This window comes from Xanthomonas codiaei (assembly GCF_002939785.1).
GTDB lineage: Bacteria > Pseudomonadota > Gammaproteobacteria > Xanthomonadales > Xanthomonadaceae > Xanthomonas > Xanthomonas codiaei.
In genome coordinates, this window is the sequence record NZ_MDEC01000025.1 from 60,577 (window position 1) to 72,382 (window position 11,806).

The 11,806-nt window shown below is 66.7% G+C and carries 12 protein-coding genes and 1 tRNA gene; 1 reads left to right on the forward strand and 12 read right to left on the reverse strand.

Features of this window, described 5'->3' with window-relative positions; genetic code table 11:
• Positions 1-26: 26 nt before the first annotated feature.
• The 5 genes from XcodCFBP4690_RS16565 to tpiA all read right to left on the reverse strand — a co-directional run bounded on the left by XcodCFBP4690_RS16565 (position 27) and on the right by tpiA (position 2,430).
• A complete protein-coding gene (locus XcodCFBP4690_RS16565; protein ID WP_016944318.1) occupies positions 27-581 on the reverse strand; it encodes a NuoB/complex I 20 kDa subunit family protein in 555 nt (184 codons plus the stop codon).
• Positions 572-928 carry an NADH-quinone oxidoreductase subunit A gene (locus XcodCFBP4690_RS16570; RefSeq protein ID WP_011037659.1) on the reverse strand — a complete coding sequence of 119 codons (357 nt, stop codon included), beginning with the start codon at positions 926-928 and terminating at the stop codon, positions 572-574. Before XcodCFBP4690_RS16570 ends, XcodCFBP4690_RS16565 begins: the two co-directional genes overlap by 10 nt.
• A gap of 105 nt (positions 929-1,033) precedes the next feature.
• Positions 1,034-1,118 (reverse strand) — tRNA-Leu (locus tag XcodCFBP4690_RS16575).
• 49 nt (positions 1,119-1,167) lie between these two features.
• A complete protein-coding gene (gene secG, locus XcodCFBP4690_RS16580; RefSeq protein ID WP_104542578.1) occupies positions 1,168-1,641 on the reverse strand; it encodes a preprotein translocase subunit SecG in 474 nt (157 codons plus the stop codon).
• A gap of 33 nt (positions 1,642-1,674) precedes the next feature.
• Positions 1,675-2,430 carry a triose-phosphate isomerase gene (gene tpiA / locus XcodCFBP4690_RS16585; RefSeq protein WP_104542580.1) on the reverse strand — a complete coding sequence of 252 codons (756 nt, stop codon included), beginning with the start codon at positions 2,428-2,430 and terminating at the stop codon, positions 1,675-1,677.
• A 112-nt stretch (positions 2,431-2,542) separates the two neighbouring features.
• On the opposite strand from tpiA, the gene XcodCFBP4690_RS16590 reads away from it, so the two are divergent.
• Positions 2,543-3,343, forward strand: a complete 801-nt coding sequence (locus tag XcodCFBP4690_RS16590; protein ID WP_104542582.1) for an SDR family NAD(P)-dependent oxidoreductase — start codon at positions 2,543-2,545, stop codon at positions 3,341-3,343.
• Positions 3,344-3,426: 83 nt separating this feature from the next.
• Here XcodCFBP4690_RS16590 and XcodCFBP4690_RS16595 read toward each other — a convergent pair whose 3' ends face one another.
• The 7 genes from XcodCFBP4690_RS16595 to accD form a co-directional block, all read right to left on the reverse strand.
• Positions 3,427-3,855, reverse strand: coding sequence for a group I truncated hemoglobin (locus XcodCFBP4690_RS16595; protein WP_104542584.1), 429 nt, complete (start codon positions 3,853-3,855; stop codon positions 3,427-3,429).
• The gene (locus tag XcodCFBP4690_RS16600) at positions 3,855-4,727 is read right to left on the reverse strand and encodes a DUF3034 family protein (RefSeq protein WP_167394675.1); all 873 of its coding nucleotides are present in this window, start codon (positions 4,725-4,727) and stop codon (positions 3,855-3,857) included. Before XcodCFBP4690_RS16600 ends, XcodCFBP4690_RS16595 begins: the two co-directional genes overlap by 1 nt.
• On the reverse strand, positions 4,724-7,090 hold the full coding sequence (locus XcodCFBP4690_RS16605; RefSeq protein ID WP_104542588.1) for a putative bifunctional diguanylate cyclase/phosphodiesterase: 2,367 nt from the start codon (positions 7,088-7,090) through the stop codon (positions 4,724-4,726). The genes XcodCFBP4690_RS16600 and XcodCFBP4690_RS16605 overlap by 4 nt, the downstream gene beginning before the upstream one ends.
• Positions 7,087-7,773, reverse strand: coding sequence for a methylamine utilization protein (locus tag XcodCFBP4690_RS16610; protein WP_104542590.1), 687 nt, complete (start codon positions 7,771-7,773; stop codon positions 7,087-7,089). The genes XcodCFBP4690_RS16605 and XcodCFBP4690_RS16610 overlap by 4 nt, the downstream gene beginning before the upstream one ends.
• A 242-nt stretch (positions 7,774-8,015) precedes the next feature.
• A complete protein-coding gene (locus XcodCFBP4690_RS16615) occupies positions 8,016-8,954 on the reverse strand; it encodes an isopenicillin N synthase family dioxygenase (protein WP_104542592.1) in 939 nt (312 codons plus the stop codon).
• 119 nt (positions 8,955-9,073) lie between these two features.
• A complete protein-coding gene (gene glmM, locus XcodCFBP4690_RS16620; RefSeq protein ID WP_104542594.1) occupies positions 9,074-10,423 on the reverse strand; it encodes a phosphoglucosamine mutase in 1,350 nt (449 codons plus the stop codon).
• 124 nt (positions 10,424-10,547) lie between these two features.
• Positions 10,548-11,432, reverse strand: coding sequence for an acetyl-CoA carboxylase, carboxyltransferase subunit beta (accD, locus tag XcodCFBP4690_RS16625; RefSeq protein ID WP_104542596.1), 885 nt, complete (start codon positions 11,430-11,432; stop codon positions 10,548-10,550).
• Positions 11,433-11,806 lie beyond the last annotated feature (374 nt).

The following is an 11,806-nucleotide window of genomic DNA, read 5'->3' on the forward strand; positions in this document are numbered from 1 at the left end:
CTGCTCACGATAGGAGAAGACGGGTGTCAGCGTGCGATCGTCTGGGTTCGCCAGATCTTCTTCTGCAGCTGCAGGATGCCGTAGACCAGCGCCTCGGCGGTCGGCGGGCAGCCCGGGACATAGATGTCCACCGGCACGATGCGATCGCAACCGCGCACCACCGAATACGAATAGTGATAGTAGCCGCCGCCGTTGGCGCAGCTGCCCATCGAGATGACCCACTTCGGGTCCGGCATCTGGTCGTAGACCTTGCGCAGCGCCGGAGCCATCTTGTTGACCAGCGTACCGGCCACGATCATCACGTCGGACTGGCGCGGCGACGGACGGAACACCACCCCGTAGCGGTCTAGGTCCAGGCGCGCGGCGCCGGCATGCATCATCTCGACCGCGCAGCACGCCAGGCCGAAGGTCATCGGCCACATCGAGCCGGTGCGTGCCCAGTTCAGCAGCGCATCGACGCTGGTGGTCACATAGCCCTTTTCCAGCAGCGGGTTTTCGCCTTCCGGGCGCAGGATGTCTTCCACCCGGCCTTCCGGCATCGGGTTGGTCATCAGACGATCCAGGGTCTGAATCACTCCCATTCCAGCGCTCCCTTCTTCCACACGTAGATAAAGCCGAGGAACAACATGCCGACGAACAGACCCATGGTGACCAGCGAGCGTGCGCCGATCTCCATGAACACCTGCGTCCACGGCACGATGAAGATGATTTCCAGGTCGAACACGATGAACTGGATCGCGATGAGGTAGTAGCGCACATCGAACTTCATGCGCGCGTCTTCGAATGCCTCGAAGCCACACTCGTACGGCGAGAGCTTGCGCGCGTCCGGGCTGCGCGGAGCGAGGAACCGGCCAATCAGCATCAACACGATGCCGATGCCAGTGGCGACAACCAGAAACAGCAGACTCGGCAAATATTCGGCCAGCACAGCGATTCTCTCTTGCCTCTGCCCGCACGCGCCGCGTGCCGGCATGGGGTATAGGCAGGCCCCGCGCGCGACATGCCGCGATGCGCGGGAACTGCAGCCAAACAATGGTGCCCAAGAGGGGACTCGAACCCCTACGACCTAAGTCGCTACCACCTCAAGGTAGTGCGTCTACCAATTCCGCCACCTGGGCATACGTTGCGCCGCTGGGCATCCCAGTGCGCAGCGTATTGTAACCGGCTTCAGCGTTTTTGTGCTGGTTCTGAAGCGTTTTCTTCGCCTGCCGCAGGCGTCGGCTGCGTGGCCGCGGGCGGTGCAGGCGTTGCGGCCGGTGCCGCGACGGGCGCCGGCTGCGACGGAGCGGTCGGCACCGCACCGCTGGCGGGCGCCTGCGGCAGCGGCTGGGCCAGCTCACCGGCGGCGGCCGGTGCCGGGCTTGCCGCCTGCGACATCACGCCCAGGTTCTGGTCGGTGGGACGGGCGCCATGGGTGGCGTACCAGGCCATGAACAGGCTGATGCTGAAGAACACCACGGCCAGCCACTTGGTCGACTTGGACAGGAAGTTCGACGCACCCTGCGACCCGAACACCGTGCCCGATGCACCCGCGCCGAAGCCGGACCCGGCCGCAGCACCGGCGCCGCGCTGCATCAGGATCAGCGCGATCATCGCCAGCGCGACCAGTACGTAGACCACATTGAGGATCAACATCAGCATTTCGAAATCCGTCCCCGGACAAAACTTAATGGGTTAACGAGCGGCCGCCGCACGCGCGATGGCCAGGAAGTCTTCGGCAACCAAGGATGCGCCACCGACCAGCCCGCCGTCGACGTCGGGCTGCGCGAACAGCTCGGCCGCATTGTCGGGCTTGACACTACCCCCGTACAGGATGGGCAGGGAATCGGCGATTCTAGCATCCGCTTTCGCGACTTCGCCACGCAGGAAGGCGTGCACGGCCTGGGCCTGGGCGGGACTTGCGGTGCGCCCGGTGCCGATCGCCCAGATCGGCTCGTACGCGAGCACGGCCCGTTCGAAGCCCTGGCTACCGACCAGGGCAATCACCGGCTCGAGCTGGGCACGTAGGATTGCCTCGGTCTGACCGGCTTCACGCTGTTCCAGCGATTCGCCCACGCACAGCACCGGGATCAACCCGGCATGGATGGCGGCGGCGAACTTGCGCGCCACCAGCTCGCTGCTCTCCTGATGGTACTGGCGGCGCTCGGAATGGCCGACCAGGCCGTACTCGGCGCCGACATCCACCAGCATCGTGGCCGAGACCTCGCCGGTGTAGGCGCCCTTCTCGTTACTGCTGACGTCCTGGGCTCCGAAGGACAGGTGGTTGGCCTCGAAATCCTCGATCAGGTCGCCGAGGTAAGGCAGTGGCGGCAGGATGACGACATCGACACCCTCCAGGGGCATGTGCGCGGCCACCTTGGCCACCAGGTCGGTGGCGAAGGTGCGGCTGCCATGCAGCTTCCAGTTTCCAGCAACGAGTTTGCGACGCATCAGGCGCAGGTTCCTGAGTTGAAGACGGGCGACAGAATAGCCCATGGCCTGTCGGCAACCGGCACACTTGTGTCCAACAACTGTCCTATGCCTCCCTCAGCAGGAATCCACCATGTCCGATTCGCCTGTCTTCGCCCTGATCACCGGCGCCTCCAGCGGCATCGGCCGCGAGATCGCACGGGCGTACGCCAGGCGGGGCGTGCCGTTGATCCTGACCGCGCGACGGGTGGATCGGCTGCAGGCGCTGGCCGCCGAACTGGGTACGCGGGTGCGCGTGGAAATCCTGCCCGCCGACCTGGCCGACCCGGACGCTGCGCAGACGCTGGTGGCGCAGATCCAGCGCGAGGGCTGGACCGTGGGCACCCTGGTCAACAATGCCGGCTACGGCGTGCCGGGCCGCTATCTGCACAACGACTGGGCCACGCATGCGCGCTTCCTGCAGGTGATGATTGGTGCGGTATGCGAACTCACCTGGCGGTTGCTGCCGATGATTCGCGCCAGCGGCCAGGGGCGCATTCTCAACGTGGCCTCGTTCGCTGCGCTCACGCCCAGTGCCGACGGGCAGACCCTGTATGCGGCCAGCAAGAGCTTCCTGCTGCGCTTCAGCGAATCGCTGGCACTGGAAAACGCCGACTGCGCGGTGAAGGTCTGCGCGCTGTGCCCGGGCTTTGCATGGTCGGAATTCCACGACGTCACCGGCACCCGTGCAGCGATGTCCACCCTGCCCCGCTGGGCCTGGCTGCAGGCCGATGCGGTGGCCGAGTACGGCATTGCCGCGCTGGAGCGCGGGCAGGTGCTGGCGGTGCCGGGCTGGCGCTATCGCCTGGTCAATGCCGCCCTGCGTGTGTTGCCGCATGCGCTGGCCTTGCGCCTGATGGCGCGCGGCTCGCATCGGGTACGTCCGCTGGAGTGAGCCGGCGATGGCCGGTGGTTCATCGTGCTGCAGCGCAGGCGCGGGAACCGTGCAATGCATCCGGCGGTAGCGCAAGGCGCAGCTCAGTGATTGACGATCTCCCCGTGCATGGCGGCCAGCCGTGCCAGCAGGCGGTTCTGGGTGCGACGGGGGATCTTGCGTTGATCCATCGCCCAATTGAGGTCTTCCACCAGGGCATTGAAGTCGCCCTCGCGGATGGCCAGATGCTGGTGCGCCTGCTGCATCGACTTGGCGGTGTCCGGGCACGGGCCATCGGCAACGTGGCAGAACTTCTGCACCAGGCGGGCGTTGAGCATGACGATGTTGACGCGCGCGAACTTGTCGACGATGCGCTCATCGTCGGCGACACGCGACAACATGGTCTCCACCAGGGCCTCGATACCGGCCTGCCCGCCGAGCTCGTCGTACAAGGTCGGTCGTGTGCGCGTGGTGGCGCAGGCACCGAGCAGGCACAGCATGCAGATCAGCCAACCCCGCAGCCATCGATTCATCAGAACGCCACCTGCAGTGAGAGATACGGGCCGCGCTGATCGGTCAACGTGGCGATGTCGCCCAGATCGGCCCAGGCGGCGGTGAGCGAGACATGCTTGTTGGGAAACCAGGCCACGAACCCGTCCATCCAGGCCTGCTCGCGCGCAAAGCCCAGGTTGTCCGGCTTGTCGCGATATTCCACCCCCACCGCCCACGACGGCGAGAGCACGATGGCCGCGCTGGCTTCGGCCACCAGCCGATAGCTGTCGCGGCGATCGCCGCCGAAGCCGAGCAGACCGGCCTGGTTGGCGCGCGTCGCACGCAGCGTGCCATTGAGCAGCAACTGGTAGCCGCCGGCACCTTGCAGCAGCAAGCGGCTGGCACTGACGTAGACGTCGGTACCGTGATCGTCGCGGGCACCGATCGCCAGTGGCAGCGTGCCATCGCGCAGGCGCTTGTACTGCACGCCCACGCTGACCTGCGGGCCACGGCCGTAGACCAGATCGCCGTGCACGCGCAGCTTGGCGCCGAACACATCCTGGCCCAGCGCATTCCACGGCAACGCCAGGCGGTCCTGCAAGGTGCCCAGATCCAGGCGCTGACGCGCGAGCGACAGCTCCAGCCGGTTGCCGACGGTCAGCGCGGCGCCCTGCACATCGAGCCGGTAGTCGCCGCTGTCGACATGGGTGGCGAACAGCACGCCGCCGAGCTCATCGCGGGTGCCGTAGCCGGACAAGGTCGCCCACGGCACGATGCCGCCACCGCTGCTGCCTTCGATCATCGACACGCCGCCGGTGGCCAGCAGGCGGCCGTCTCCGGCCATGGCCGGTACCGGGATCAGCGCGATACCGACCGCCGCAACGATGACCGAGCCACGGATGCTGAATTTCATCGATGCGCTCCCGATTGCGCTGGCGAAGACGTGCCGAGCTGACGCATGCACCAGGCCACCAGCGGCGCCTGCTCCAGCGGCGGCGCGTACAGATAGCCCTGCACCATGTCGCAGCCATAGCCGCGCAGTAGTTCCAGTGCCACGACGTTCTCGACGCCTTCGGCGATCACGCTCAGGCCGAGGTTGTGCCCAAGATCGATGGTGCTGCGCACGATGAAGGCGTCGTCGGTGCCTTCGGCCAGTTGCATGACGAAGCTCTTGTCGATCTTCAACTCGTCGACCGGCATGCGCTTGAGTTGCGCCAGCGAGGAATAGCCGGTGCCGAAGTCGTCGATGGACAGGCGTACGCCGACGCTGCGCAACTGATGCAGCATGTGCAGCGCAGATTCGACATCGCGCATCAAGGCGCTTTCGGTCAGTTCCAGGGTCACCGTCTGCGCCGGCACGGCATGCTGCTCCAGCCGCGCGCGCACGTAGTCGGGCAAGCCGGGATCGGAGAGATCCAGCGCGGACAGGTTGATCGCCATGCCCAGTTGCAGGCCTTGCGTACGCCACTGCGCCTGGCAGCGCAGCGCCTCGTCCAGCACGAAGCGGGTCAGCGGATGGATCACGCCGGAATGCTCGGCCAGCGGGATGAATTCATCCGGACCGATCGGGCCCAGCGTGGGGTGATGCCAGCGCACCAGCACCTCGACCTGCTCCACCTGATCGCTGCGCAGGCAGATCTTGGGCTGGAAGCGCAAGGTCAACTCATTGCCGCCGATGGCCTGGCGCAGATCGCCGGTGAGTCGCAGCCGCCGCAGATGCTGTTCGTCCTGCCCCATGCGGTAGACGCTGGCGCCGACGGTGGTGGCATCGCCCAGCTGACGCCGCGCGATGTCGGCGCGGCGCAACAAGGTGTCCGGGTCGGCGCCATGTTCGGGAATCAAGGCGATGCCGATGCTGGCTTCGAGCTGGATGCGCGCCTGCGGCAATACCAGCGGACGACGCAGCTGCAGCAGCAGACGCTGTGCATCCTGCTGCACGGTCGAGGCGTCGGCCTGCGCCACCACCACCATGAATTCGTCGCTGCCCAGCCGCCCCACCAGATTGGGCGCCTGCACCACATCGGCCAGGCGCTGCCCGACTTCGACCAGCACCTGGTCGGCGAAATCGTGGCCGAGGCTGTCGTTGAGTTCCTTGAACCGCTCCAGATCCAGGATCAGCACCGCCGCCGTACCGCCCGATGCCACCGTTTGTTCCACCACGTCCTCGAGACACTCCAGCAGCCAGAGGCGGTTGGGCAGACCGGTCAATGCGTCGTGCCGGGCCTGATGCAGGATGTGCTGCTCGCGGCTGGCGATCTGCTGCTGCATGCGCGCGAAGCTGTCGGCCAGTTCGGCCAGCTCACGGCCCGGCGGGACCTCGACCGCGGTCTGGTAATCGCCCTGCTGGATGCGCCGCGCTGCCTGCACCAGGTGCGCCACCGGCTTGCTGACGCTGCGCGCGAGAAAAAGCGCCACCCCCAGCGCTGCGGCCGTCGCCAGGCCGGCGAGCAACAGGATGCGCAGCTTGAGAATGCGGTAAGGCGCCACGGCGCGGTCCAGCGACGCCTGCAAGGCCACCCGCACGTCACTATCGCCCTGGATCGATTGCAGCTTGACCAGGTAGCGCGACTGGCCCAGCGTCAGCGGAATCGCCGCCCCCGGCGTGCGCTCGGCCGCCGGCAGCTGCTGCGCGAACGCGCTGCGCGCAGCCGGCTCCAGGGTGGATGCGAGCACGCGGATGGGCGACCCACCGGTAAAGAAGGTGGCATCCAATCCGGTCGTGCTGCGGAAATCCTGCGCCAGTCCTTCGCCGGACTCGTTGCCGATCGCGATCCAGCCCACGCGGCTTGGTGCGAGCACCTGCACCACCGCCAGCCGCACGATGTGCTGATCCAGCGCGACCACGCCGACCGCGCGCCCGTCGCGCTGCGCTTGCTGCAACAGCGCCTGCACGGCACGCAGTTGTTCGGCCTGCGGCAGGTCGGCCAGCCCGGTCAGGAATTGCCCGTCCGGCGAGAGCAGCAAGGCGGTCTGCGCGGACATGCGCGCGGCATGATTGCGCAGCGCCGATTGCATGGTCGGGACATCGCCGCTGGCCACCGCGGCGCGAAATCCGAAGTCGTCGGCCAGCACCGATGCCGACTGCAGCAGCTGTTCGTCGCGGCGCAGGTTGATGCGCTGCCAGACGCGCTCGCCGATCTGCAGTTCTTCGCCCAGTTGCGCCTTGACGCTGCGTTCGGTGGCCAATTGCACCGCAATGAAGGTCAGCGCCTGCGTGGCCAGCACCACCAGCACCAGCAAGGCCGCAATGCGCGTATGCAGCCGCATCGCTTTCATGGGTGCGGCTTCTTGGGCTCGGCGGCGCGGCGGAACTTGTCCTGCAGCGCGCGCACCCGATCGTCCGCGGGCGCCACCGCCGGGGCAGCGCCCGTGGTCTGCAAGGTGACGCGGCGCTGCACCGCGTCGCGGGCAATCTGCAGCGGCTCGACAGCCGCCGCCCCCTTGATGCGCGGATGCCAGACGCGCAGCGTGTACGCACCTGCCGGCGCATCGAGCTGCACGCGGCCATCGCTGCCGGTCTTGCCGAAGTACGGGGTATCCAGCACCACGATGTAGCCCAGCATCCAGTCGTGGATGTTGCAGCCCACCGTCACCAGACCCGCCTGGTCGAAGCGTACCGGCGCCGCGGTGGTGCCCTGGAACAGCGGCAATTCGAACCGCTTGACGGGAGAGAACGAATACACCTGATGGCGGATCTGGTCGTTGTTCGGAAATCGCACCGAGGTCCCGGTGCGCACCGCCAGCACTGCAGGTACGAACTGCGAATTGACCTGATCCATTTCGACGGTCTTGCCGACAGCGGCGGCAGCGGGCCGCGGCGATTCCAGGCTGACTACCGCATCGACCAGTACACCGCTGGCATCGGTGACGGTCACGCTGACCGGCGTTGCCGCAACAGGCGCCATCGCGCCACCGAGTGCGAGCACCGAAACCGCACCCGCTTGTTTGATCCACCGCATCCGCATGCGCCCCCCACCTCGTGCAATCGGCAGCGGGCGCCAGGCGAGTCCGACGTCGCGCTAGCGATCAGACTGATTTATCGGCGCAGGTGAACGCAAGCTTTAACCAGACACGAGCGGAATTTTATGAATAGAAGTGTGGCATGTGTCATGGCTATGTTGCGGGCGCGGCAATGCGTGCAGCGCCCTCTACCGCTTCTGCAATGGCACTGCAACACGCCACAGCGCCACTGCCGGGGCGATTACTTCAGCTTGATCTCGCGCAGGCGCTCTTCCAGGAATCCATGCGCGGTGATCGGCTCGGGATAGCGGCTGGGATTGTCGGCGCTGATGCACGAGGGCAGCACGTCGATCAGGAAGTCAGGATTGGGATGCAGGAAGAACGGCACCGAGTAGCGCGGCTTGCGCGCGGCTTCGCCCGGGGGGTTGACCACGCGGTGGATGGTGGACGGATACACATGGTTGGTGAGCCGCTGCAGCATATCGCCGATATTGACCACGATGGTGTCGGCGTCGGCGGTGAACGGCACCCACTCGCCATCGTTGGAGCGCACTTCCAGCCCGGCGGCACTGGCACCGACCAGCAGGGTGATGAAGTTGATGTCGCCGTGCGCACCGGCACGCACGTTGGGGATATCGTCGCTGGTGATCGGCGGGTAGTGGATCGGGCGCAGGATCGAATTGCCGTTGTTGGTCTTGTCGACGAAATAGTCCTGCGGCAGACCGATATGCAGCGCCAGCGCCGAGAGCACGCGCGAACCGAGTTGATCCAGCTGCTGATACAGCTGGTAGCCACGCTCGCGGAAGCCGGGCACTTCGTCCGGCCACAGGTTCGGCGGCATCACCTCGCGGTACGGCGAATCGTCGGGAATCTCGCGGCCGATATGCCAGAACTCCTTGAGATCGAAATGCTTGGAGTCCTTGGCGGTTTCCACGCCGAAGGCGGTATAGCCACGCGCGCCGCCGCTACCGGGCAGGTGATAGCGGCGCTTCACCTCTTCGGGCAAGGCAAAGAACGCCTTGAACACCTCGTAGGCGGCATCGATGTCGGCCTGGGCGATGCCGTGATTGCGGATGCCGGCAAAGCCCCACTGCCGATAGGCCGCACCGAGCTCGGCGACGAAGGCGTCGCGGTCGCTGTCGAAACGGGTGATGTCCAGGGTCGGGATGCGGGCGCTCATACGGGTATCTGCGGTCGAAGTCGGGAAAGGAGATGCCTGCCGCTCACGACAGCAGGCGATACAACAGGTAGAACGTCGCGGCCTTGGCGAACACCACGCACACGCCAATGATCAGCGACTCACGCCGCGTCACGCACGGCTCCGGAGAGACGGTCGAGCGTGTCCTGCATCAGGCCGGCATCGTCGGCTTCCACGGTCACGCGCACCACCGGCTCGGTGCCGGAGGGCCGCAGGAAGGCGCGTCCACGCCCCTGCACTGCCGCCTGCGCCTGCTGCAACGCCTGCTGCACACCGGGCGCCTCCACGATCGCCTTGGCGGCGCCGCCGTCCAGACGCACGTTCACGGTCTTCTGCGGCACCTTGGTCAGGCCACTCAGCGCTTCGCGCAGGCTGTGCCCGTCGCGGCCCAGCGCTTCGAGCACCTGCAGCGCGCTGACGATGCCATCGCCGGTACTGGCGCGGTCCAGGCACAGCAGGTGGCCGGAGGTTTCTCCGCCCAGCGTGCCGCCGCCTTCGACCAGGGCCTGGTGCACGTAACGGTCGCCGACCTTGGCGCGCTGGAACGGAATCTGCAGCGCGGCCAGCGCCGGTTCCAGCCCGTAGTTGGTCATCAAGGTGCCGACCACCGTGCCGGTCAGCCGGCCGCTGGCCTGCCACGAACGGGCCAGCACGTACAGCAGGTCGTCGCCATCGACCGGGTTGCCCTGGTCGTCGGCCATCAGCACACGGTCGCCGTCGCCGTCGAAGGCGATACCCAGATGCGCCCCGCTCTCGCGCACCTTGGCGGCGAGATTGTCGATATGCGTGGAGCCGACGCCGTCGTTGATGTTGAGCCCATCCGGTGCGGCGCCGATCACCACCACCTCGGCGCCCAGCTCGCGAAACAGCATCGGCGCAATGTGATAGGTGGCGCCATGCGCACAGTCCAGCACCATCTTCAGCCCGTGCAGGGTGAAGCCGCGCGCCACGCTGGCCTTGCAGAACTCGATGTAGCGGCCGATCGCGTCGCGGGTGCGGATCGCCTTGCCCAGGCGCTCGGAGTCCACGGTCTGGAACGGCTCGTCCAGGGCCGCCTCGATCGCCGCTTCGGTGGCGTCGTCGAGTTTCTCGCCTTCGGCGGAAAAGAACTTGATGCCGTTGTCGTAGTGCGGGTTATGCGAGGCACTGATCACCACCCCGGCATCGGCGCGCAGGGTGCTGGTCAAAAACGCGATGGCCGGTGTCGGCATCGGCCCGATCATCTGCACGTCGGCACCGGCGGCGACCAGGCCGGCCTCCAGCGCCGCTTCGAACATGTAGCCGGAAATGCGCGTGTCCTTGCCGATCAATATCAACGGACGCTTGCTGCGGCCCTGGGTGAGCACGCGGCCCAGCGCATTTCCCAGGCGCAGCACGAAATCGGCCGAGATCACGCCCTGCCCGACCCGACCGCGGATGCCGTCGGTACCGAAATACTTGCGGGCGCTCATGGAGCCGGGACCGGAGAAGCCGGGAACCGGGAACCGGGACCGGGAACCGGGGAAAAGCGCTGCCTGGTGCCTGTGGACGTCCGAAGGTTGTTGCTCCCGGGTCCCGCCAGCATCGTCACCAGCCTCATGCTGCAGCCTCCTGCGGGCGCGCCTGGCGCATCATCATCGCGCTCAGCTCGGCGATGCGGTCGCGCATCTGGCGACGGTCGCAGATCTGGTCGATGGCGCCGTGGTCGAGCAGGAACTCCGAGCGCTGGAAGCCTTCCGGCAGGGTCTCGCGCACGGTCTGCTCGATCACGCGCGGGCCGGCGAAGCCGATCAACGCATGCGGCTCGGCGATATTGATATCGCCCAGCATCGCGAACGATGCCGACACGCCACCGGTGGTGGGATGGGTCAGCACCGAGATGTACGGCAGGCCGGCTTCGCGCAGGCGCCCAAGCGCCGCCGAGGTCTTGGCCATCTGCATCAGCGAGAACAGGCCTTCCTGCATGCGCGCACCGCCGCTGGCGGAAAAGCACACGAACGGGCAGCCCACTTCCAGCGCCACTTCGGCCGCGCGCGCGAAGCGCTCGCCGACCACTGAACCCATCGAGCCACCCATGAAGGCGAAGTCGAAGGCAGCGGCGACCAGCGGATTGCCCTTGAGCGTGCCGCGCATGGCGATCAGCGCGTCGTACTCGCCACTGGCCTTCTGGCTGGCCTTGATGCGCTCGCCGTAACGCTTCTGGTCCTTGAACTTGAGCACGTCGACCGGGCCCAGTTGGGCGGCGATTTCGGTGGTGGCCGTTTCCGGATCGAACAGCGAGTTCAGGCGCGCGCGGGCGCGAATGGCCATGTGGTGGTCACACTTCGGACACACCTCCAGGTTCTCCTCAAGCTCCGGGCCGTACAGCGCGCTGCCGCAGTTGCTGCACTTTTCCCACAGACCCTCGGGAACGCTGCGCTTCTTGGCCGGGGTGTTCTCGGTGCGGATGCCGGAGGGCATCAATTTGCTGAGCCAGCTCATGCGTGTATGACAATCCATGCAGGGCGGCCTTGCGGGCCGCAGAGGGGCGACAGTCTAACGCAGCGCCCCGGGCTGGTGCAGCGCGCGCAGGGCTGGCGGGCCAGGCCGGCTGTGGCGGGGCGTCGTAGTACAGGCTGTTGCGCGTCGCGCAGCAGGTTCGCCTGCTGCTGGGCCGTGCCTGCTCAAGGTCCGTCGACAGCCTCGCCCAGCACGGCGCTGCTTCGCCCGTACCCTTCCCTCTTTCGCAGGAGAGGGGCCTTGATCCCCGAGGGGTGTGGCCAGGATCAGCTAGCTGTGATCTCTCAGTAGGTTGTTCATCCGGGGCCGATCTGGAAGATGGGGGTTACCACACCAACCCAGCCCCCAGGAGCCCC